Source organism: Candidatus Nitrosocosmicus sp. FF01, assembly GCF_047711275.1.
Classification (GTDB): domain Archaea; phylum Thermoproteota; class Nitrososphaeria; order Nitrososphaerales; family Nitrososphaeraceae; genus Nitrosocosmicus.
In genome coordinates this window covers 90,637-113,393 of sequence record NZ_JBLNIG010000003.1, presented here as the reverse complement: position 1 = coordinate 113,393, position 22,757 = coordinate 90,637, and the positions used below count along the sequence as shown (strand labels likewise).

The 22,757-nt window shown below is 35.1% G+C and carries 20 protein-coding genes and 1 tRNA gene; 9 read left to right on the top strand and 12 right to left on the bottom strand.

Annotation, left to right across the window (positions count from 1 at the left end; translation table 11 throughout):
* Positions 1-26: 26 nt before the first annotated feature.
* Positions 27-503, bottom strand: a complete 477-nt coding sequence (locus ACMT7R_RS10695) for a hypothetical protein (RefSeq protein ID WP_415311837.1) — start codon at positions 501-503, stop codon at positions 27-29.
* Between the two features lie 163 nt (positions 504-666).
* Positions 667-1,710 (bottom strand): sodium:calcium antiporter, encoded by a 1,044-nt coding sequence (locus ACMT7R_RS10690; protein WP_415311836.1) that lies wholly within the window; start codon positions 1,708-1,710, stop codon positions 667-669.
* A 111-nt stretch (positions 1,711-1,821) separates the two neighbouring features.
* Between ACMT7R_RS10690 and rdgB the strand changes: the two genes are divergently transcribed.
* On the top strand, positions 1,822-2,391 hold the full coding sequence (gene rdgB, locus ACMT7R_RS10685; RefSeq protein WP_415311835.1) for an RdgB/HAM1 family non-canonical purine NTP pyrophosphatase: 570 nt from the start codon (positions 1,822-1,824) through the stop codon (positions 2,389-2,391).
* Between the two features lie 5 nt (positions 2,392-2,396).
* On the opposite strand, the gene twy1 is transcribed toward rdgB, so the two are convergent.
* Positions 2,397-3,425 (bottom strand): 4-demethylwyosine synthase TYW1, encoded by a 1,029-nt coding sequence (gene twy1 / locus ACMT7R_RS10680; RefSeq protein ID WP_415311834.1) that lies wholly within the window; start codon positions 3,423-3,425, stop codon positions 2,397-2,399.
* Positions 3,426-3,556: 131 nt separating this feature from the next.
* Here twy1 and ACMT7R_RS10675 point away from each other — a divergent pair.
* Positions 3,557-3,659, top strand: a tRNA-His gene (locus ACMT7R_RS10675).
* 328 nt (positions 3,660-3,987) lie between these two features.
* On the opposite strand, the gene ACMT7R_RS10670 is transcribed toward ACMT7R_RS10675, so the two are convergent.
* Positions 3,988-4,689, bottom strand: a complete 702-nt coding sequence (locus ACMT7R_RS10670) for a type 1 glutamine amidotransferase (protein WP_415311833.1) — start codon at positions 4,687-4,689, stop codon at positions 3,988-3,990.
* Positions 4,690-4,766: 77 nt separating this feature from the next.
* On the opposite strand from ACMT7R_RS10670, the gene ACMT7R_RS10665 reads away from it, so the two are divergent.
* The 5 genes from ACMT7R_RS10665 (at position 4,767) to ACMT7R_RS10645 (ending at position 14,338) form a co-directional block, all read left to right on the top strand.
* Positions 4,767-6,083 (top strand): ABC transporter permease, encoded by a 1,317-nt coding sequence (locus ACMT7R_RS10665; RefSeq protein ID WP_415311832.1) that lies wholly within the window; start codon positions 4,767-4,769, stop codon positions 6,081-6,083.
* A 100-nt stretch (positions 6,084-6,183) separates the two neighbouring features.
* The gene (gene uvrB / locus ACMT7R_RS10660) at positions 6,184-8,142 is read left to right on the top strand and encodes an excinuclease ABC subunit UvrB (RefSeq protein WP_415311831.1); all 1,959 of its coding nucleotides are present in this window, start codon (positions 6,184-6,186) and stop codon (positions 8,140-8,142) included.
* Positions 8,143-8,148: 6 nt separating this feature from the next.
* Positions 8,149-11,034 carry an excinuclease ABC subunit UvrA gene (gene uvrA, locus ACMT7R_RS10655; RefSeq protein WP_415311830.1) on the top strand — a complete coding sequence of 962 codons (2,886 nt, stop codon included), beginning with the start codon at positions 8,149-8,151 and terminating at the stop codon, positions 11,032-11,034.
* 79 nt (positions 11,035-11,113) lie between these two features.
* The gene (gene uvrC, locus ACMT7R_RS10650; protein ID WP_415311828.1) at positions 11,114-12,823 is read left to right on the top strand and encodes an excinuclease ABC subunit UvrC; all 1,710 of its coding nucleotides are present in this window, start codon (positions 11,114-11,116) and stop codon (positions 12,821-12,823) included.
* 90 nt (positions 12,824-12,913) lie between these two features.
* Positions 12,914-14,338, top strand: coding sequence for a cobyrinate a,c-diamide synthase (locus ACMT7R_RS10645; protein WP_415312196.1), 1,425 nt, complete (start codon positions 12,914-12,916; stop codon positions 14,336-14,338).
* A gap of 32 nt (positions 14,339-14,370) precedes the next feature.
* Here ACMT7R_RS10645 and ACMT7R_RS10640 read toward each other — a convergent pair whose 3' ends face one another.
* The 6 genes from ACMT7R_RS10640 to ACMT7R_RS10615 all read right to left on the bottom strand — a co-directional run bounded on the left by ACMT7R_RS10640 (position 14,371) and on the right by ACMT7R_RS10615 (position 19,818).
* Positions 14,371-15,066 (bottom strand): precorrin-8X methylmutase, encoded by a 696-nt coding sequence (locus tag ACMT7R_RS10640; protein WP_415311826.1) that lies wholly within the window; start codon positions 15,064-15,066, stop codon positions 14,371-14,373.
* Positions 15,053-15,811 carry a sirohydrochlorin chelatase gene (locus ACMT7R_RS10635; RefSeq protein ID WP_415311824.1) on the bottom strand — a complete coding sequence of 253 codons (759 nt, stop codon included), beginning with the start codon at positions 15,809-15,811 and terminating at the stop codon, positions 15,053-15,055. Before ACMT7R_RS10635 ends, ACMT7R_RS10640 begins: the two co-directional genes overlap by 14 nt.
* Positions 15,808-16,890 (bottom strand): cobalt-precorrin 5A hydrolase, encoded by a 1,083-nt coding sequence (locus tag ACMT7R_RS10630; protein WP_415311823.1) that lies wholly within the window; start codon positions 16,888-16,890, stop codon positions 15,808-15,810. The genes ACMT7R_RS10635 and ACMT7R_RS10630 overlap by 4 nt, the downstream gene beginning before the upstream one ends.
* 227 nt (positions 16,891-17,117) lie before the next feature.
* Positions 17,118-18,296, bottom strand: coding sequence for a cobalt-precorrin-5B (C(1))-methyltransferase (locus tag ACMT7R_RS10625; protein ID WP_415311822.1), 1,179 nt, complete (start codon positions 18,294-18,296; stop codon positions 17,118-17,120).
* Positions 18,297-18,354: 58 nt separating this feature from the next.
* Positions 18,355-19,515 (bottom strand): methionine adenosyltransferase, encoded by a 1,161-nt coding sequence (gene metK, locus ACMT7R_RS10620; RefSeq protein WP_415311821.1) that lies wholly within the window; start codon positions 19,513-19,515, stop codon positions 18,355-18,357.
* Positions 19,516-19,551: 36 nt separating this feature from the next.
* Positions 19,552-19,818, bottom strand: a complete 267-nt coding sequence (locus ACMT7R_RS10615) for an LSM domain-containing protein (protein ID WP_415311820.1) — start codon at positions 19,816-19,818, stop codon at positions 19,552-19,554.
* On the opposite strand from ACMT7R_RS10615, the gene ACMT7R_RS10610 reads away from it, so the two are divergent.
* Together ACMT7R_RS10610 and ACMT7R_RS10605 are read left to right on the top strand one after the other, a co-directional pair.
* Complete coding sequence (locus ACMT7R_RS10610; RefSeq protein ID WP_415311819.1) at positions 19,808-20,575, top strand: hypothetical protein; 768 nt, start codon at positions 19,808-19,810, stop codon at positions 20,573-20,575. The genes ACMT7R_RS10615 and ACMT7R_RS10610 overlap by 11 nt on opposite strands.
* A 115-nt stretch (positions 20,576-20,690) precedes the next feature.
* The gene (locus ACMT7R_RS10605) at positions 20,691-21,830 is read left to right on the top strand and encodes an NAD(P)-binding domain-containing protein (protein ID WP_415311818.1); all 1,140 of its coding nucleotides are present in this window, start codon (positions 20,691-20,693) and stop codon (positions 21,828-21,830) included.
* On the opposite strand, the gene ACMT7R_RS10600 is transcribed toward ACMT7R_RS10605, so the two are convergent.
* Positions 21,823-22,308 (bottom strand): tetrahydromethanopterin S-methyltransferase subunit A, encoded by a 486-nt coding sequence (locus ACMT7R_RS10600; RefSeq protein ID WP_415311817.1) that lies wholly within the window; start codon positions 22,306-22,308, stop codon positions 21,823-21,825. The genes ACMT7R_RS10605 and ACMT7R_RS10600 overlap by 8 nt on opposite strands.
* A gap of 1 nt (position 22,309) precedes the next feature.
* Positions 22,310-22,708, bottom strand: coding sequence for a pyridoxamine 5'-phosphate oxidase family protein (locus ACMT7R_RS10595; RefSeq protein WP_415311816.1), 399 nt, complete (start codon positions 22,706-22,708; stop codon positions 22,310-22,312).
* Between the last annotated feature and the right edge of the window lie 49 nt (positions 22,709-22,757).

Here is a 22,757-nt window from a genome sequence, read left to right as displayed (position 1 = left end):
AAAGAATTTATTTATTATTCAATTATTTATTTAAATAAATTCATTAACATATCCAGAGGATTTTCCGATGTGGAATTTGTAGCGTTTCCTCCAGTTGATGTTGCGTTATCTGCTGCTTGTCCCATTTCGCTGGCAGTATTATTTGCTGCTTGGCTTGCACTCTCGTCAACTGTAGTTGCGTTATCTGCTGCTTGTCCCATTTCACTAGCTGCTTGGCTTGCACTCTCGTCAACTGTAGTTGCGTTATCTGCTGCTTGACCAGTTTCATTTATAGCTCCGCTCATTGACTCTGTTGCATTACTACCAGCTTCGGTCAGTGTTTCTGTTGCATTGCCTACTCCCTCACCTAACTCATCTAGTGCTCCCCCAATTGTATCACCAATTTGCTCACCCGTAGATTGAGCATTTGCATATTGTGAGATTGAATTTCCACCATTGGCCAAAAACAAGGATAGAATCCCTGCAAGAACGAATATCCCTGCTGCATATTTATTAAAATTCATTAGAAAGTAATAGCATAGGGTTATTTTTAAGATTTACATATAATTTTTTTATAGAAATATACAGTTATGATAAATTATATTATCTTTCTATCTAAGAAATTAATGTATTTTTCACACTATAATGAAATTTTCACCGAATTTAAGGACACTTTGACGCAGAAAATTAATGGGGTTTTATTTCCCCTGGGGCAAAGAATTGAATTACTATACTCAAGATATACAAAGCCACTAAAAATATTCCAACATGTATACCTATGTGCCGCCTAAACAATGGTATTAAAGCAACAACAGTAATTGAAGTAGCTAAGACCATCTGGAACCAAAGCAATTCACTGTTATGTATGGTTGTAAAGAATCCCCCATGATACATTGCAGCAATAATCGCTACACCTAGCAAAAGAGAGTTATTCAAGATCTTAGATCCTAGCACATTTGCAATAGCGATTGCAGCACCAGCTGCTCCCTTCCGAGCCAGAATCATCATGGAAATCTTCTCAGGCATTTCTCCAGCAATAGGACTTATAATAACAGCCAAGACAATAGTAGAAACTCCAATATCCTCAGAAAATGTTTGCAAGGAGTGAATAAACGGTCCAGCACCAATTACTATACCGATAGTTCCAGCTATGAAAGCCAAAATTGCCTTTGTCATATCGTTTCTCGAAGTCATTACATGTGCGGGTGTTGAAATCGACTTGTTATCAGCAGTCTGAATTACAGCCGCTTGCCCAACTTTCTGCTCTCTCTTCATTTCAATATAAGCAATCAACACGTAACCAACAAACATACCCACGAAAATAAATCCATCAATGAAATTGTATCCATCTAGTAATAAAACAGCACTTATTAACGCTGAAGCCAACAAAAATATTTTATCGATTTTAAAAGTACTCACATCTATCTTTTTTAGAGGTGCCTTAGAAAGTTTCGTCGTAGCTATGAGTAACATCAAGGCAAGTCCTAATGTCATCATCAATACATTACTTCCTAATCCTGCGCCAATAGCAACCTCATACAATCCAACCGACGCAGCATACATTACAATTGCAATTTCAGGAAGGGTAGTTGCTACCGAAAGAAGCGTTCTGCCCACAAATTTCGCACCAAATCTCATGGAAAGATGCTCTGCACCATAAGATAGTATCCAGCTGGCAAAAATCAATTCACCCAGCCAGCCTAACATTAACAAGAAATTCTCAGTATTCAAAAATCAAAAGGAATTAGCTCTCAATAGAATATAAATTTAATATTTTGTCTTTTGATTGATTTATCCGAAATTTATGCAAAAATAGTTGATTCTCTATTACAAACATGACCTATGTATTTTGTAAGTAGCAATGAACATAAATTTAAAGAAATTAAGAAATTATTATCCGAGTTCAGTTCGACTCCATTACGCTTAGAGCACAAGAAACTAAAATTGTTGGAGATCCAGTCGAGCTCTTTATCGGAAGTAGCTAAAGCGAAAGCAAATCATGCATTTGATTTGATTAGAAATGAGGTGTTAGTTGAAGATGATGGATTATTTATTGAATCCCTTAACAATTTTCCAGGGGTATATTCTTCTTATGTGTATGATACCATAGGAAATATTGGTATATTAGATTTACTCAAGAACAAAAAAAGTAGAAAAGCTACCTTCAAATCCTTAATCGCTTACTATGATGGAAAAAATCTGAAAACCTTTGACGGCCAAGTTGATGGATTTATATCTGAACAAATGTTTGAAGGAGGATGGGGATTTGATCCCATTTTTATTCCAGAAGATATGGACCGCGCATTTGCTCAGATGGATTTGAAATTAAAGAACAAATATTCGCACAGGAAATTGGCTCTGAAGGAATTTTATTCTTGGTATATAAAAAACAATGTGGCCGAGAGAAAATGATATTACTAAGAATAGTCTTCAATCCAACGCGAAATGAACCTTTTCTTATTTTGTAAAACTACAATTCTTGAAACAATACTTTCGTCCATTATGACGTAATCAGATAATCTAAGAACTAATCCGTTTGCAAAGCTTCTTACTTCATCCATTTCGAGCATGTTTGACTGTTCTAATCTATTGGTAGACATTCCAATATGCATATATGATTTTAGTTCTACGAAATGAGGCTGACCAGTTTCGATAATCTTGCTGAAATCATCATAAAACTTGGATTCATTGTTAAAATTTCTTATTAGCGTAAAGCGCAAGACTGTCCTGGTTTTTGCCTGTGACAAAAATTCAAGACTTTTTTTCCAACGCTCCCACGCATCTTTGTGTCTTGGCCCATTAATCCTAAAGAACATGTTCTTTGTCGAGGCATTAGTTGACAAATAAATTTGAGTAGGAAGCGCGTTTTCATCAGCTAACCGATAAAGCATTTCCGGTTCTTGTCCATTGGTAACTAAGAAGATTGATTTTGTCGCTTTCAATCGATAAAGGTATTTAATCAATTGAGGCAGTTTTGGATACATTGTTGGTTCGCCTGAAAGGGAAATGGCATAATGTTCTGGAAATAAGGATTCATCTAATTTGGATTGATTAATATTATTTTTTCCATAATGTCCAACAATCAGCTTTCTACGTTCCTCAAGTAAAGAATGCACGATCACTTCAGGATCATCTACCAAATGAGAAGGCATTTCCAGTGTATCGTAAAATTCAGTCGGCCTCCAACAATAAATACATCTATTCTCACAATTAAGAGCGGTTGGAGTCATTTCCATACATCTGTGGGTAGAGATGCCATAAAATTTATGTTTGTAACAAGTACCCTCGTCTGAAAAAGACCTTTTAGTCCAATGACATAATTCAACGGCTGAATGATTGAAAACTCCATATTTTGCTTTCTGTAATTTCTGCTTGATTGAAGGAGTTATCTGAATTAAATTATTCTCAATCCCATTATGTGAATAAATTTCTCCCGAACAGCTCATTTGTATAATGAACGCTATTATGGATATAAGTCTTGTAGAAATGCTACCGACTTTTTATTAGCAAACCTTCAAAGATATGTCCCTAAAACAATTATATATTAATAATTGATTAAAATTTTTAAGATTACGTGGCCTTCGTAGTATAGCCTGGTTAGTATAGGCGGCTGTGGATTTTATACCTCGTAATATGAAGACGGAAACCGCTTGAGGAGGGTTCAAATCCCTCCGAAGGCCCTTTCAATTAGTTTGAATGAATTAGAAAGCTCAAATAATTTACTGATGTAAAATACACGCTGTTTGAATGAATAATGTTTCATAAAGATAATAAAGGTATAAGTAGCCTATTGTGCATCAACTAGTGTTTTTGACCAACACTATGTCAAAGTACTTTATTAATCCAGATATCCATGGCTATTGAGGCTGGCAATTAATGCGTCAAAAACATACGCTTTTGTAATGGTGTAAAAAAATTAATTACACTATTAGGTCTCAAGGACTAGATTATCAGGTATAACTTATCTATATAAATTTTTTTGTTTACTGAGAACGGAAAAAGAAATGTCTATTTTTCTATCAATCCCTTGAAATAGTCATAAGTATTTTTTGAAATCCTTAAAAGGTCTGAGAATTTCTTATCTTGATCAATCAAAAATGACTCCTTAGAAAGATTTTCGTTTAAGAGCTCTGCTTGATAGGCAATACTCCAATCTCTTACCATTTGTTTGTCGACTTCTAAATGGAATTGGATGCCGTATGCACTCTTGAAACTAAATGCTTGAATATACAAATCAGATCTAGCTAAAACTTGGGCACCTTCAGGTAGTGTAAAGGTATCACCATGCCAATTAAACACACGAATTTTATTCTCTAATATATTGCGAAATATGCTTTTTGTCCCACAAGCCGTTATATTGACTTGCCCCCACCCTATCTCTTTTCTCGTACCCTTATAGACAGAGCCTCCACAAGCCGACGCAATTAATTGCGAACCCAAACAAATTCCCAATAACGGAATTTCGTAATTGATCGAAGATCGAACAAGTTTTTTTTCTTCAACTAAATAATCATAATTGTCGTTAACTGACATTGGTCCACCAAGTATCAAAACCGCGTCATATTGTTTTAAATTGAGAGATTGGATGGTTTTCTTACTTGCCAATAGATCGAAAATTTTAAAACCATCACTCAAAAAAAAATCTCCGAAACTGCCTAAAGTTTCAATTTCGATATTTTTAATACATAGGATCTGGTTTGTGCGTCCCAACTATATTGACTTCTTCACATTGTCAAGATTTAAAAACATTATATAACCATGTATCCAACTCCTCATAATTAGATAAGATGAATTTTAAAGAGATGCTTTTTTTAACCTACAGTTCTTTGAAAGAGAGGAGAACTCGTAATGCTCTTACTATTTTGATGATAGTCATGGGATGTGGACTATTGGTTTCATTAAGCAGCCTCTCACAAGGTTTGATAAATTTTGTGGAACAGAACTTTAAAAAAATATTACCTAATCAAATTGTAGTATCCAATACGGATAGGATACAAGAATCAAGCATAGAAGGCATTAGAAATAAGCTCGAGGTTCTTTTTGATCAAAACGTAACCCTAGTTGAAAAAAATATCCCCATTAATAATGATACCATATCTTATCTACAAGGGTTGGATGGAGTCCAATACATTAATCCAGCGTACCAAGGTGTTGTAATGATTCAGTATAAGAATCAATCTCAAGTAACAAATGTTTTGGCAGTTAATTTTGAGAACATAACTGATATCATTCCCTCCATTAATTTGGATCTATATCAAGACAATTCTTCCTCAGTAAATCATGTGATCATTCCTCAAAAAATAGCCGAGAAGTTGTTTGTGAATACCTCAGAACCAAGAAAAAAAGATAACCAAGTCGCTTATTTTGATTTCAAGACTATTTACCCAAATATGGTTTCCATAAATGGGATAAGAGATATAATAGATTCTTCATCAACACAAAGTACTCTTTTCGTTCCTAGTCTATTGAATTCAACTGGAAATCCAATTATAGATAACTCAATTTTTATTGACATTAACAATGGTAAAGCAATTTTGCAGAAAAAAAATGATTATGATTTGCTTTTCATAACTTATAATGACATAGACAAAGTTGAATCCCTAGTCAGTCAGGTCCAAAAGTACTTTAACAATCAAGTTACCATATTAAATTCTTTAGAATTAGTAAAGAACATAACCAAATTCATTATAGGCATTTCAACATTCATTTCTAGCATTGCAGTTATCTCGCTCATAGTAGGGTCCATTGGAATCATCATCACAATATACACATCAGTGGTAGAGAGAACAAGGGAAATTGGAATTTTGAAAGCGCTCGGGGGCACTAACAGAGTCATTTTGGGAATGTTTTTGACTGAATCTATTTTTTTGGGTATAATAGGAGCATTCTTTGGGATAATATTTGGATTCATAGGAGCATATCTATTATTAAATGGCTTTTTATATTTCCTGAATTTACCACTTAGTATTCATCCAGTTTTTAATATCATTGAGATTTCGAAAATTGGTATTGTAGTTATTCTCTTGAGTATATTTTCTGGATTATATCCCGCATACAAAGGATCTAAAATTTCACCAGTAAATGCATTATCAAAGTTTTCGTGACAAAAATACAAAGTATTAATTATTTGGAAAGTCTCATATAACTAGATAAAATTGCTGCATATTTTTGCAATGCTAATGTTACACTAGGGAAGTTGGAGATATGAAAAAGTTTCAACTAACAGATAAACTGATTCCAAAGGGCGACCAACCAATGGCCATTAGAAACTTGGTAGATGGATTGGATCATAATAAGAAAAAACAAGTTTTATTGGGCGTCACAGGTAGCGGCAAAACATTTACAATTGCAAACGTTATTGCAAGACATAACAAGAATACACTCATTATTTCCCACAATAAAACGTTAGCAGCCCAACTTTACACAGAATTCAAAGAATTCTTTCCTCACAATAATGTTGGATACTTTGTAAGCTTTTATGACTATTATCAACCCGAAAGTTACATACCTCAAAGTGACACATACATAGAAAAAGATACCGAAATAAACGAAAAAATAGAGCAATTAAGATTAGAAGCGACCTCAATGTTACTATCCGGCGAACCGACGATAATCATAGCCACGGTATCCTGTATTTATTCGCTAGGTTCACCTCAGGAATGGAAGGCTCAGTCCATTTTACTTAAAAAAAACATGGTAATAGATAGACGTTCAATAATTCAACGTCTTGTTAAAATTAGATATGAGAGGAATGAAGTTGAGTCAAATAGCGGCTCATTTAGAGCCAAAGGTGATATCATAGAGATAATTCCAGCATATTCAAATCAGGTCATAAGGTTGAGTCTTTTCGGACAAACCCTTGAAAAAATTTACTTGATTGATAAGACAACAAGAACAATTATTAGGGAATTAGATTATGCAACGATATTTCCGGCAAAACATTACATAATTGATGAGGCGAGCCACAAAAAAGCCATTCAATCAATAAGAGATGAATTGAGACTATGGTTACCTCAATTACCAAGAGAATTGGAACGACAGAGATTATTGTCTAGGACCACATATGACATAGAAATGTTATCAGAATTAGGATATTGCAATGGGATCGAGAATTACTCAAGGCATTTTGATGGGCGACAACCAAATCAACCCGCTTACTGTTTATTAGATTTTTTTGATCAAGATTTCTTGTTGGTAATCGATGAATCTCATGTAACTATCCCTCAGATAATGGGAATGTATAAAGGAGATTATTCCAGAAAGAAATCCCTGGTAGATTTTGGTTTTAGATTACCTAGTGCATTTGATAATAGGCCCCTCAAGTTTGAAGAATTTGAAAGGTATCTAAACAATGTAATATTTGTTTCAGCTACTCCTGGAAGATATGAACTCGATAATAATAGCAACGTTGTTGAACAGCTAGTACGGCCGACTGGACTGGTAGATCCAGAAGTTGAAATAAGAAAGACGAATGATCAAATGGCAGACCTCATAAGGCAAATCAATGAAAGGGTTGCAAAGCAACAAAGAGCTTTAGTCACAACTTTGACTAAGAAGATGGCCGAGGATATGGCTGACTACCTTTCAAGAAATAGGATTAAGGTAAGATACATACATTCGGAGATAAACGGACTTGAAAGGACAGAACTTTTAAGAAAATTACGAGTGGGAGAATTTGATGTGCTCGTGGGCATTAACCTTTTGAGAGAGGGATTGGATTTGCCCGAAGTTGCACTTGTCGCAATTTTAGATGCTGATAAAGAAGGGTTTTTGAGAAATTATAGTAGCCTCATACAAACTTTTGGGAGAGCAGCTAGAAACATCGACGGTAAGGTGATCTTGTACTCAAACTCCATAACCAAATCCATCAAGGAAGCGGTGCTTGAAACTAACAGAAGACGTAAGAAACAGATCGAATATAATTTGAGTAACAAAATAGAACCAAAGAGTATTTCAAAACCCATCCCCCAAAAGAATCTAAATATTTCCAATACCCTTGTAGATCTTAAAACTATGACACGTAACGATTTAATAGAATTATCTGCCAAGTTAGAGATTCAAATGAACAAATACGCTGAGGATCTTGAATTTGAGAAAGCAATTGAACAGAGAGAGAATCTACAAAAGGTTAAACAAATCTTGCTAAGACAAGTTAGTAAATAATTCGAAATGGATAATAAAATTATAATAAAAGGTGCTAAACAGCACAATTTGAAAAACATAGATCTTGAAATTCCCAAGAATAGATTAGTAGTTATTACAGGTTTATCTGGTTCAGGAAAATCCACCCTAGCTTTTGATACTATTTTCGCAGAAGGTCAGAGAAGATATGTTGAATCTCTCTCTGCATACGCCCGTCAATTTCTTCAAATAATGGACAAGCCAGATGTGGATTCTATAGAAGGATTATCTCCAGCCATTGCTATTCAACAGAAAACAACGAACAAGAATCCCCGCTCTACAGTAGGCACAATTACCGAGATATATGATTACATGAGATTACTATATTCAAAAATTGGTACTCCATATTGCCCCAATTGCAACAGAGAGATTTCCTATCAATCCCTCGACACAATCGTAAGCTCGATCCTAAACATAGTAAATATTAAGGATGGAGGAATCATGTATATATTATCCCCTATTGTTAAAGAAAGAAAAGGTACTCATGAAAAGACGTTGCAGGATCTTAAAGAAGATGGTTACTCACGAATCAGAGTAGATAAGGAGATCATAGATGTGAGTGAACGGGACCATCTTGACATCATACCACCTCAGGAGAGACATCTAAGACATTCCATAGAGGCGGTCATAGATAGAATAGTAATGGAGAATACCACTATAGAAAAAGACAGAATTTCTGAATCTGTACAAACAGCAATTGAGAAAAGTGGAGGAATTGTTTCGGTACTTTTTGGAAAGGATGAAATTCTGTTTTCTCAGAAGAATTCATGTCCCAATTGCAATATAAGTATCGGTGAGATGGAACCAAGGTCATTTTCATTTAACTCCCCTTTTGGTGCCTGTGGTAAGTGCCATGGATTAGGGATTGAAACAGAATTTGACCCTGACTTGATAATACCAGATAGGAAACTAAGCATTTTAGATGGAGCAATAAAGCCATGGTCTTCTGGACAATTTTCAAGTTTTAGGACCTCAATGCTAAAGGACGTAGGCAAGAGATTTGGATTTAATTTGAATACACCAATCAATAGACTGAGCAAAAACCAGCTGGATGTAATCTTATATGGTACCGATTTGCGAATAAAATATAATTACACCTCAAAATCAAGCGATAGTTCTTGGGAATATTCAGGAAAATTTGAGGGAGTAATTTCTAATTTACAAAGAATTTTTAATGAAACTGAATCAGAATCTAAACGTGAAGAAATCAGAAGGTTTATGATAGAAAAGCCTTGTGAAAGTTGCAAAGGGCAAAGATTAAAGAAGGAAATTTTGGCAGTAAAAATCAATGGGTGTTCAATAATAGATGTTTGTAATCTTTCTGTTGATAAAGTCATTGATTTTTTCCGAAATTTGACTCTGGATGTTTCTTCTTCAATCATTTCTAAACAGATACTCAAGGAAATTAATAACCGATTGCAGTTCTTGTCAAATGTTGGCCTGAATTATTTAACCCTGAATCGAAATGCAGGAACGCTATCCGGTGGGGAATCACAAAGGATTAGACTTGCTACTCAGATCGGAACTAATCTTACAGGAGTTCTTTATGTATTGGATGAACCTACAATTGGGCTGCATCAAAGAGATAATAAACTTTTAATAAATACCCTCTTTAAATTGAGGGATATTGGTAACACCGTTATAGTTGTAGAGCATGATGAAGAAATAATCAAGAATGCAGATTGGCTTATAGACATTGGTCCTAAAGCTGGAGTCCATGGTGGACAGGTAATAGCAGAAGGAGAATTAGAAAATGTGTTACTTAATCCGAACTCCATTACAGCAGCTTATCTGAATGGGAAAAAAACAGTAAATGAGGATTATAAAAGGATTGTCATAGGTGAAAAATTTCTCAAAATCGCGGGAGCTAGGGAAAACAACCTGAAAAATATTAGCCCATCATTTCCTTTAGGAGCTATCACTGCAGTAACGGGTGTTTCTGGTTCGGGTAAATCAACTTTGGTAAATGATATATTATTCAATTACTTAAGCAATCATTTTTACAAATCAAAGTACAAGGTTGGAATAAATGATGGAATTAGTGGAGTAGAATCAGTAGACAAAGTCATAGGCATTGATCAAGCACCAATTGGAAGGACTCCAAGGTCAAACGCAATCACCTATGTCAATGCATTTACCTATATTAGAGATTTGTTTGCAAAAACTCAGTTGTCCAGAGAAAGAGGATATAAAATGGGGAGATTTTCGTTTAACTTGCCTAGCGGAAGATGTGACATGTGCGATGGCGCAGGTGTCAGAAAAATTGAAATGCAATTCCTTCCAGATGTTTATATTACTTGTGACCAGTGCAAAGGAAATCGTTACAACAATGATACTTTGGAAGTACGATACAAGAGAAAAAACATTGCCGAAGTACTAGATATGACTGTTGAAGAAGCATTAGAATTTTTTAAAAATAACATTCCTATCAAGAATAAATTGAAATTATTGGATGAGGTAGGTTTGGGATATTTACACTTAGGCCAATCGGCCACCACATTATCAGGTGGGGAGGCACAGCGGATCAAATTAGCTACGGAATTATCCAAAAAGGATTCTGGAAATACAGTTTATATCCTTGACGAACCCACTACCGGACTTCACTTCGCAGATGTAAAAAAGCTACTAAAGATCCTAACTAGATTGAGGGACCTAGGCAACACCATCATTGTCATAGAGCATAATCTAGATATAATATCATCTGCAGATTGGATCATCGATCTTGGACCTGAAGGCGGAAACAACGGAGGTTACATAATATCTACTGGTACTCCGGAGTCTGTTTCAAATGATCCAAAGAGTTATACGGGAAAATTTCTTAAAGATAAGTTGAACTCCGTCAAAAACAACGAAATTGTTTTGAAAAATAGCTAGGTGGTGAAATTGGAGACGAGTGTTTTGATAAAATCAGTGTGATGAATCAAGGTGAAGGAATGGTTTTAAGGATACGAAAATGATTACCGATATTAGAGATTACTTAAGATACCCTTATCCTAGCGAACCTGGCGTCTACTTAATGAAAGACAATAAACGACAAGTCATATACATCGGCAAGGCAAAAAACCTTCGTAAGAGAATCACGAGTTATTTTACCCATCCGAGAACCACCCAGCCGGAGAGATCAGGTTGGAAAACAAATGTGTTAGTTTCTCGAATCCAAAGTATAGACTACATTATTACTGACAACGAAATTGAAGCTTTTTTGCTTGAATCCAATCTTATAAAGAAATACCGACCGATATTTAACATAGAACTTAAAGATCAGCAAAGGTACACTTACTTAAAAATTACTGATGAAAAGTTCCCTAGGTTAAACGTAGCTAGAAGAAACCGAAATGGAGAATTTACGGGTACTAAAGGTGATATAATCGGACCTTTTGTGAAGGGTAGTTCAAGATACTTGTCTGTGGGATTGTTAAGAAAAATGTTTAAGGTTAGAATCTGTAATACCCTGCCAAAGAGTGAATGTTTGGAATACTACATGGGAAATTGCGATGCACCTTGTATCAACAAAATAAGTGAGGAAAAATACAAAGAAAATATAAATTCCTTAAAAAATATTTTAAAAAACAATGATAGTTTGAGCACTTTTTGCAACAAATTAGAAGATGAGATGAAAATAGCTTCCCAGAGCCAAGATTATGAAAAGGCGATCTATATAAGAGATACACTTCACCGATTAAAAAACATCCTTCAGTACCAAAAAATGGAAATCTATAATCCACAAGGCATAATAGAAGAGTACATTGGGATAATTGAAGACAAGTATGAGGAAGTTGCGCATGTTATGACATTAATTAGTAAAAATGGAGTAATCAACGATATGAAGAAGTATCAGTTTGACCTTTTGGGTGACAATTCAATTGAGAATTTCATTTTTCAATACTACCTTACTACTTCTATTATTCCTAGTTTCATTTACATTAATAAGGAAATCAAGGAACCAGAAAAATTGGAAAAAATTTTGTTACAGCTGACAAAAACAAGAATAAAATTGGTATCACTTGAGAAGGAGAACAGTAAGAACGACAAACAAGCTGATCATAACTCACAAAACAAAAAGGATATAATGCAATTGATATTGAACAATTTGAAAACCCATATTTCCAAAAAACATGAACCTGCATTGGATGAATTGATGCAGATCCTAACTCTCAGTAAACTTCCTTATATAATTGATTGTTTTGACATTTCTAATTTTGGTAATGAATTTGCCACCGGGGCGTCTACTCGATTTATTAATGGCACTCCAGAAAAGAGTGGATACAGAAAATTCAAAATAAGAAATGTAAATCACCAAAATGATTTCATGATGATTGAGGAAATTATCAAAAGACGATACGAATTAAGAACAAATTCGGTTGAAAGTTTTACTAAATTAAAAAAAGGAAGGCTTCCAGATTTGATTGTAATTGATGGAGGAAAGGGTCATCTGAATGTAGCTTTAAAAGCCCTTAAGAGAATAGGCCTAGAGCAAATCGAATGTATCTCCTTGGCCAAGGAAAATGAAGAAGTTTATACCAGATATTCTTCCAAACCAGTGGTTCTTTCAAAGAATCAAAAATCACTTATGATACTCCAACATATAAGAGATGAATCACACAGATTTGGTTTAGCTTATAATCGAAAATTACGTAAAGAAAGGTTAAAGGAGCAAATCTAGACGAAATCAAGATAATCGCTTGTGGTAGGGGGTTGGGATTCAATTAAGAAGATAGTAATTTAAAGGAAGTCCGTCAAAATTATAATCTTGATGAAAATCCCAGGGATTGTAATTGCAGGAACCACGAGTGGAGTCGGAAAGACAACGATTTCAATGGCGATTATGTACGGTTTAGAAAAAAGAGGATATAAAATTCAACCCTATAAAATTGGACCAGACTATATTGATCCTTCTTATCATAACATTATTACAAAACGGAAATCGAGGAATTTAGACGTATGGCTTATGGGTAAACCCGGTCTAATCAAATCTTATTACAAAAATTCAAAGGATGCGGACATTACAATATTAGAGGGAGTAATGGGCCTATATGACGGTATTAACGGAAAAAATAACTTTGCCAGTACTGCACACATTTCAGAAATATTGGACCTTCCAGTAGTACTAGTTGTAGACGCAAGGAAGGCGGCCAGATCTGTTGCAGCAATAGTATATGGTTTTATAAAGTTTAGTAGAAATATCAAAATTTCTGGGATTATCTTGAACAATTTAGCAAGCGAAAGACATTTGAAATTTGTTACCGATGCATTTGATTCTAGCATCAAATTACCTATTATAGGTAATATATATAACAATAAGAAATTAACATACCATGAAAGACACTTAGGACTAATCCCCGGTATGGAACTAAATTCAGAAGATGAGAAATCAATAGTTGTGAAAACCAGATCGATTTCAGAGAATATTGACTACGACAATCTGATTCAAATTATCGAAAAGCATCATAAATCAACGCTTCATGAATCAAATACGACGAAATCCTTTTCTAACGGATTCGATGAGAATAAATCACAAATTAATCAGCATGCTTCAAAACCCAAAATCCTTGTAGCATTGGACAAATCATTCAATTTTTATTATCAAGACAACTTGGACCTTCTTTCTGAAAGAGTTCAAATAGAGTTTTTCAGTCCTATCGCTGATACAAGTATCTCTCCAGAATGTGCAGGCATTATTTTAGGAGGAGGGTTTCCCGAAGTAATTGCGGATAAACTTGAAAAAAACTCCGAGATGAGAAAGAAAATAAAGAAACTAGTTGATGATGGGATACCGATCTACGCTGAATGTGGAGGGTTAATGTATTTGACGAAATCAATTTCTGGATTTGAGAACAGAAAGAGAAAATACAAGATGGCAGGAATATTCGACGCGGATACCCTGATGACTGGTAAATTGACTTTAGGTTACACAGAAGGCCAATTGATTCACAATCAATCTTTCTTAAAAAGCATGAGACAAATCAAAGGTCATGAATTCCACTATTCAATGGTGATACCTCAATGCAAAGATATTAAGATGATATATCGCCTCAAAAAAGGTAAAGGGATAATAGACGGAAAAGATGGATTTAGTGAACAAAATTGTGTTGCCTCATATATGCACATTCATTTTATTAATTCACATATATCTAAAAATTTTACATACAGTTGTTTAGAATATATGAGAAAAAAATGATTCCGCCCCTTTGTCAAAAATTACTAATTTGTTTATTTACCTCCCCTAGACAAGTACATTAACATCAACGAATTGATAATCGATGACGCTGCTGAGCTACCTCCTTTTCTTCCAGTGTTTGTGATAAAAGGGACATTTATATTCAAAAGATCCCTCTTGGACTCTACTGCAGAGACAAACCCCACTGGAATCCCAATTACCAATAGGGGAGATATTTCTTTCGCCTCAATCATAGATATTACTTCATATAGAGCTGTTGGCGCGTTACCAATAATTACAATTCCTTTGTCTATCTGTCTTGCACACTCCCTCATTGCTAATTCCGATCTTGTTTTATTAGATATTTTTGAAATTTCTTTAAGTTTAGGGTCGTTAATCATACAAACACCCTCAATACCGATATCAGACATAGATTTCTTATTGATCCCGTGCAATACCATTTCTACATCCGTAACGATACGTGAATTTTTAGAAAATGCCAAACATGCAGAGTCTATAGCATCTTTAGAAAAAATTATTCGATCTGACCGTGCAAAATCAAAATCTGCAGTTGCATGAATTACTCTCCTTACTATGGTCCACTGGTCCTCTGTATAATCATGTTTACCTATCTCTGATTCAATTATATCGAAACTTTGCTTTTCAATACCAAAAGCACGTTTAGACATGTCACGTGTAGTTGGATTACCAATATTATAATCCTCGGTATTGTTACTAAAATAATCCACTTTTTGTCTCGGCCTCCCTTGCTAAAGATATTACCAAATCGACCATTGAAGAATTAACTCCAATATGTGAAGTAATAGAAATATTTTTGAATCCAAATTTTTCTTGTGCCTTTTCTAAATCTACCAGAATATCCTTTTGGATGTGTATACCCTTATGTAAAAAATACGGAATCACAATTATTTTGTCGGGTTTTGTATCAATACAATCCTTAATACCCTCTTCGATATTTGGGGGTTCCAATTCTAGGAAACAGAATTTAACATTTTTGTAAACTGCTTTCAAGCTCTGTACAGTGAACAAAAAAGCTTCTCTAGCCCTTTTATCACTACTCCCATGCCCTATGAGTAACAAACAGAAATTTTTGTTAAGTTCTGTTCCTTCTTGTTTCGTTAGTCTTTGAACATGACTAAGTACAATTTCAGAAATTGTAGGCTGATATGATAAGGGTTTAGTTATAACCATTTTCGTTTCCTTGGAATTGATTATCAGTGCTGATCTTTTGACTGCATCTTTAAGTTTCATTCCAGGGTACAGAAAGTATGGAACAATCGTAATAGATTCTGCTCCTTGAGTTATACATTTATGAATTCCTTCATCTATAAATGGTGGAACCACCTCAAGAAAGCAATAATCCACGTAGTCATATTCTGTCTTGTCCTTAATTAGGTAACACGTTTCTTGAAGTTCATCTTGGACTTCTTTCATCTTGCTCCCTCGATCAATTATAAGTAATGCCTTTTTCATTCCATTTGCACCCTACTAATTGCGACAGTCAAATCCGGTGGAAACTTGTATTTTGGTACTACGAGATTGCCATTAGATTCCGCTATAGAGGAGGCCTCCGCAACGCTCGAGGTACCTTCAAACCTTCCTACTATCTCTGACGGATTTGGGACATTTATCTTATCTAATTCATCTCTAGGAAACAGAATCAATGGAAAATTATTGTTCTTACAATAATCATCTAATCCCTTTATACGTTTTCCCTTATCTAATGAAGCAATGGACTTTATACTACCAAAACTAAGCTGAGATTCTTCTAGGACCTTTTTGATTCCTGTTTGAATAGTTTCCTCAGTAGTATTCCAGTGAAGTCCCACTCCAATAACCAAAGTTTTTGGTCTATATAGAACTGATTTATTTAGTACAGTATCATTGGTGATTATCCTATCGCTTATTATAATAGCTCCTTTAATCTCGTCCTGTAATAAATCATATAGATTTGTTACTAACTTTATGTTTTTGGGTAATTTATCCATATCCCACCAGTCTTTTTCCCCGGCATCCTGAAAAACACCTATTTTCTCTTCGTTTACCATCATTGCACTAACCCTTGTAACATTTCTTAAATCTTCGATGGTCCATCCAAATTTCTTTCCAAGCAGATCTATTGCAATGGTATTGTTTACGTCTGCCGCAGTAGTAATCACAGGAATAGCGTTAAGCATCCCAGAAATTCTCAAAGTTAATTCATTTGCACCTCCCAAATGTCCAGATAGAGTACTAATTGCAAATTTTGCTGTATCATCAATAACGACTACGGCAGGATCGGATTTTTTATCCCGTAAAAATGGAGAAATCAAGCGGATTACTGCACCAAGTGAAAATATACAAATAATTGACGAATAGTTGCCAAATAATGCCCCTATTTTTTGAGATACAGGTTCTGCAAAATATATAATCTTGGATTCAGAGGTCCTAAATTTGTCAGGAACATAAATATCTGAATCATTCATTCTGTTTTGAATTTGTTTGGCAATAGCAATACCATTCTTTGTGATTGCTATTATGGCTGTTTTGTAATTAGTATTGATATTATCCATGGCAGAATTATTCCTAAGGTAATCCAATTAGTACTAACATTATAATATATTTCTAATTTGCCAAATAAACTCTCAGCCGGCTTGATAAATCAAGTTTGTCACAAGCCAATCTAACTATGAATGTGTACCATTAGCGACAATATCGAAAATCCACCTCCACCAGTATTTCTTTACTCAAAAACCAAGCAAACCTCAATTTTATTTCATTTTCAAAATAGACATGAACGCTATTTTGGATATCTGCCTACCACGTTTCCGTTAAAGTCGAATAATAATACTTCAATCAATAGTTGGTTGCCAGAATAATTTTTAAGTTGTTTAACAGCCTCTCTGCAAATTAGGTCATAAAAACCTACAATGGAATTTGAATCAATTATTTCAGAAACATGTCTGGCAGTATTTGCATTTACTATTGAGTCAACAAGTTCTTTATTTGCACCCGATTCCTCGGCTAATCTTGCCATGAAATCCATGCTCACATGGGAACCTCTTACATGGGTTTGTTTTACGCCCATTGCAATTTTTGTAAGCTTCCCAATAAATCCGCCAATGAAGATCCGCTTAACACCTTTATCATGACACTGTTTCACACTAAAGCCAGCGAAGTCGCCCATTTGAATATAGCAATGTTCAGGATATCTTTCTTGAAATAGATGTTTCATAAAATCTTCACTTCTTCCCCCAGTTGTAAGAATAAAAGTATCTGCTCCTTGAGCAATTCCGACATCCAATCCCTGTCTAATGGCTGCTGCAAAAGAAGCAGTAGAATAAGGTAATACAATTCCGGTAGTTCCTAGAATGGAAATACCCCCTATAATTCCCAATCGAGGATTGTCAGTTTTTATAGCTATCTCGGCGCCCTTAGGAACGGTAATAGTTATAGCAATTCCAAATGATTTTGTTGAATCGATGTTCTTGCTTAAAACTTCATCCACGGAATCTTTTATCATTTTTAAGGGCACAGGATTTATGGCATGACTACCAATAGGCAATCCTAAACCTGGTTTAGTTACTTTTCCCACCCCTATACCACCTTTCACTTGTACACTTCCGGCTTCGGACGTAAACTCCACTGTGGACAAAATTTCAGCTCCATGAGTTACGTCTGGATCATCCCCGCCATCTTTGATCACCGAACAGGTGACACGCGAGTCATCTACTCTCGTCCATGCAATTGGCAGTTCTACTATCTTACCCTTTGGAAGGGTTATTTGAATTTCTTCATAGATTTCCTTTCCAAGTAATGTTTGTAAAGCAGCTTTGGTAGCAGCCGCCGCTGATGTACCGGTTGTAAGACCAGTGCGTAATTGACCTTTTTTCCTTTTTTCCTTAACTTCTTTTGGAAGATCTTGTTCTTTTTCAGCTATTGATAAATCATTAATAAAAGTATCATCAGAATCGATCAAGAGTATTTACACTTGCCATAATTACCTAAAATTTAGAAAAAGGTCCCTTTTAATTAAATTATGATGAATCCAAACCTCTTAAGACTTCAGACTTATCCGTTCGCTCCCAGTTAAAGTCAGGGTCACGTCTTCCGAAATGACCGTATGCGGATGTTTTCTTGTATATAGGTCTTTTTAGGTCTAAGGTTCTAACTATTCCCGCCGGGCTAGTATCGAAAACCTCTTTAACTTTTGCTTCGATTTTTTCCTCATCCACTTTAGATGTCTTGAATGTATCCACCATAATAGAAACCGGTTTTGCTACTCCGATTGCATACGCTATTTGAACCTCACATTTGGTGGCCAGTTCGGATGCAACAATATTTTTTGAGATATATCTAGCCATATAGCACGCAGACCTATCGACTTTAGTTGGATCTTTTCCTGAAAAGGCACCCCCACCATGTCTGCCCATACCTCCGTAGGTATCTGCTATAATTTTCCTACCAGTTAAACCCGTATCACCAGGAGGTCCGCCTATAACAAATCGGCCAGTAGGATTAACAAATATCTTTGTATCCGGTGTTATCCAATCGGTACATACAGGTCTTATTACATGCTTTACAATTTCTTCTGTCAACTGATCCTGGTATATGTCTGGAGAGTGTTGCGTAGATAAAACAATGGTATCTATAGATTTGGGTCGATTGTCCTCATAAATCACCGACACTTGGGATTTTCCATCGGGTCTAACCCAGTCCAGTTCTTTCTTCTTTCTTACTTCAGATAAGCGTAATGAAAGGTTATGAGCTAAAGTAATTGGCAAAGGCATTAATTCAGGGGTTTCATTTATAGCAAACCCAAACATCAATCCTTGATCTCCTGCCCCTTGTTCTCTTTCGTGATTAGATGTAACTCCTATAGATATATCTGGACTTTGTTCATGAAGTGAAACCAAAACTGAGCAGGTGTTTCCATCAAAACCGTATTCTGGTTTATTGTAACCAATATCATTTATTTCGTTTCTTACGATTTCTTGGATATCTAACTTATTTCTCGACGTTACCTCTCCTGCCACTATCACCACACCGGTGGTGGTCATTGCTTCTACTGCGACTCTTGCCTCTGGATCGTATCTTAGAAATTCATCAAGAATGGAATCAGATATCCTATCACAAATCTTGTCAGGGTGACCCTCTGTCACACTCTCGGATGTAAAAATAAACTTTCTCGATTGCATTGTTACCCTTTATTGATTATCCTCTATCTCTAACTTTTAGAATTCTTTTTCTAACTTAATGAATAGAACATTATTTCCTCTGATAACTACCTTGCCATAATTTGCCAACAGATCAGAACCATCAAACTCCTCTGCATCAACTAGTATTAGATTCATATAAGAATCGACATTTGACATTTTACCTCTGTACTCAATTTCGCTTTTCAGCCTTACAGCAACTTTTCTATTTAAAGAACGCTGTAGTACATTTAGTGGTCTTTTGGTAGGTTGTTGGGAAGGTGTTGATGCCATATTGTTAATCAAGTGTGAAAGGACCCTAGGCTACAATAAAAAGCTTCCTCTGGCCACATTTATTTTACCAAGATTTTTATTTACGAGTCTCAAAATTTTGAACATAACCACACATCTAGACAAGTTAAGTAATTTGCTTGAAAGTTTCAATGAAGCTGGAAGTCTGATTGAATTTGCTGGAGAAAAAGGATCGGGAAAGACCTCCCTATTACATATGATTTGTGCAAAAAATACATTACTGAACAAAAAAACTTTATACGTTGATAGCTCTGGAGGGTTCAAACCAGAAATAATACACGATTATTTGGAAAAATCAACTCACGTGCATAGTCAAGGAATGATAAATCAATATTTAAGAAGTATAACATACGTTAGAATATACGAGCCTGATATCATACTTAGCGTTTTGCGAAGGATTAGGTTGATGGATATAGATTGTGTAGTTATAGATGATATGATACTTTTATGTCTTCATAGCCTTAGATCAAAAATGAGATTTGAAGTTAGAAAGTTTGTTAGGGATATGGCGATTATGGCATTGTTCAAAAGGATAAACATCATTTTTACAAACACAGTAATAAACAGATTTGAGTCTCTGGGTAGCGAACCAATCTCTTACGAGTTATTTTACAATGACTTGGTAAGATATGTCCATGTGAAAAGTATGTTAAAAAAAACCAATAATGGAATAAACTGTAACTTTATCTACCCGAAAAAACTAGATACTCTAGAATTGCAAACCTGGCCTGATCACAAATTTGCACAATAAGATTTAAAGCATACTAGAAATTATTCTAGTAAAAAGTAATAGATTTATAGAATAAAAGAATCATAAGAAATCATTATTTATTCTACTCAGGTATTTCTAAGAAGTAACTAAGAGAATGTATAATTATAATTATGAAAAAAACTACAATAAAGTAGTTGTTATCGGCCTTGGCCAACTTGGTCTTCCAGTTGCAAAATATGTTAAAGAGCATGGGTTTGATACGTTTGGTTATGATATCAATCAAAAAGCCATGCAGTCAGCTGAAGCCAGCTACGGAATTAAACAAGCTACAAACTTTGGTGACTTTGACGTACTAATAATATGTGTATCAACACATCGACCAGATGATATGTTTTCACCACAAGTAGATAGTCTAATGTCTGTGGTAGAAAAGATATCAAGAGAGGCAAAGAGTGGTGCACTAATATCTATTGAAAGTACAATACCAAAAGGTACTTCAAAGAGAGTCTTTGAGAAACTAGATCACAGGCTCCATGTGGTACATGCACCTCACAGATGGTATGCATTAGAAGAAGAAATTCACGGTGTTAATCAACTACGTATTGTTGGTGGTGTAAGCAATTGTTGTCTGCAACATGGACTGAACTTTTATGATGGACGTGAAGTTATACCTACTTCAACAAGCTCTTCTACATCAGCCGGAGAGTTTGTTAACAATAACAATAACAATACCAGTTTCGGTGCTGCTTCTACTACCGTTACATCTCCATCATCATTATCTCCAAGTTCTGGTAGTATTAGTAGTCCTAAAGGAACATCATCTATAGCAAGATCTCGACCTTCAGCCAAATTTGTAAATAGAATAAAAAGCCTAGGTATACCAATGCATCCAGTCTCTTCAGTTGAGGTAGCCGAACTAACAAAGATTGTTGAAAATGCACACAGATATCTTCAGATAGCATTTGCAGAAGAACTATACCTCTACAGTAAAGCAAATGGCATTAGTTTCTCAGAACTACGAGAATCACTTAATACCAAATGGAATGTCGAAATACTAGAACCAAGAGATGGAATAGGAGGTCATTGTCTACCCAAAGATACAAAGATGTTTATCAATTCATCTAATACGATAAAAAGCAAGATTCTACAAGCAGCCATGGAAATAGATGAAGATTATAGAGAGTATATTCAAAGTAGAGAGAAAAACGGTAGTAACGGCTCGGTTGCGATAAAGAATAAGAGTAACACAGAAGCAGAAGCAGAGCAAATTCTTTATAGTAAGAAGATCAAGTAAAATTATTTATCCTACTTCTGATTTCATTCAGATCAAGACATTCCCTCATATCTATTAATTGTATTTTATCCCTAAATTTTTGAATTGAGAGAGGGTCGCATGTAAGGTATGGATGAGGAGATTTTGTATTTATAATCTTGTTTTCTGTGTCAATCCCGTAGGTTATCAGATTTACCAGCGCATCGCCCGGGTAGTGTCCTTTGGTATCCCTACCACAGATAAGCAAGTATCTTAAAGCTGGTGATTGTACACAAAAAGTTACTAGAGAATCAATTCCTTTATTTTCAGAAAACAAACGTCCAGCAATTAAGATCTTCTCCATAATCTTGTCCCTTGAAATCCTTTTTAGCAAACCCACACTAGATAACGTACATACAGCTATCGATGTTCCAGATCCACTTATTGATGTAGTAGGTATGGGATACATGTATTTACAAACAAAACCTGCCAATTCTCCCATTCGAAATCTAAAGGACAACTTAATTGATCCCCCAAGAGCTCTTTGATTTTGCAGTTACCTCGATAATTGGAGCCTCATACTCTTTCCAAGGATCGTTTTTTACCCAATCAAATTTTTGAAATAAGAGCAAATAAACTTCTTTAAATGTCTGACCATGTTCAAGTATCCTGCAACTTCCCTGCAGAGTTAATCCTTTATTCCCATTACCTTTATAGACATCGATGACAAGCCCAACTTTGGGATTCTTTTTAATATTGGAAAATTTTTTTGTTTTATAGTCCGTAGCGAAATAAAAATGATTATCATGGAATAAATATGAAACAGGTACCACGTGAGATTGATCCGCGATTGATGTGCTGAGTCTACAACATTCATTTTCTTTAATAAATTTGACTTCTTTAAGTGTGAATTGCACCATGGCTTAATTAAATATTTATGATCACTTACCTAAATAGTCTAATCTACAT

What these genes read in the sequence shown, in the direction of transcription:
- ACMT7R_RS10695 (WP_415311837.1), bottom strand. Translation starts at nt 503, where the DNA reads ATGAATTTTAATAAATATGCAGCAGGGATATTCGTTCTTGCAGGGATT.
- rdgB (WP_415311835.1), top strand. Translation starts at nt 1,822, where the DNA reads ATGTATTTTGTAAGTAGCAATGAACATAAATTTAAAGAAATTAAGAAA.
- twy1 (WP_415311834.1), bottom strand. Translation starts at nt 3,425, where the DNA reads ATGAGCTGTTCGGGAGAAATTTATTCACATAATGGGATTGAGAATAAT.
- ACMT7R_RS10665 (WP_415311832.1), top strand. Translation starts at nt 4,767, where the DNA reads ATGAATTTTAAAGAGATGCTTTTTTTAACCTACAGTTCTTTGAAAGAG.
- uvrB (WP_415311831.1), top strand. Translation starts at nt 6,184, where the DNA reads ATGAAAAAGTTTCAACTAACAGATAAACTGATTCCAAAGGGCGACCAA.
- uvrA (WP_415311830.1), top strand. Translation starts at nt 8,149, where the DNA reads ATGGATAATAAAATTATAATAAAAGGTGCTAAACAGCACAATTTGAAA.
- uvrC (WP_415311828.1), top strand. Translation starts at nt 11,114, where the DNA reads ATGATTACCGATATTAGAGATTACTTAAGATACCCTTATCCTAGCGAA.
- ACMT7R_RS10645 (WP_415312196.1), top strand. Translation starts at nt 12,914, where the DNA reads ATGAAAATCCCAGGGATTGTAATTGCAGGAACCACGAGTGGAGTCGGA.
- ACMT7R_RS10635 (WP_415311824.1), bottom strand. Translation starts at nt 15,811, where the DNA reads ATGAAAAAGGCATTACTTATAATTGATCGAGGGAGCAAGATGAAAGAA.
- ACMT7R_RS10630 (WP_415311823.1), bottom strand. Translation starts at nt 16,890, where the DNA reads ATGGATAATATCAATACTAATTACAAAACAGCCATAATAGCAATCACA.
- metK (WP_415311821.1), bottom strand. Translation starts at nt 19,515, where the DNA reads ATGCAATCGAGAAAGTTTATTTTTACATCCGAGAGTGTGACAGAGGGT.
- ACMT7R_RS10605 (WP_415311818.1), top strand. Translation starts at nt 20,691, where the DNA reads ATGTATAATTATAATTATGAAAAAAACTACAATAAAGTAGTTGTTATC.
- ACMT7R_RS10595 (WP_415311816.1), bottom strand. Translation starts at nt 22,708, where the DNA reads ATGGTGCAATTCACACTTAAAGAAGTCAAATTTATTAAAGAAAATGAA.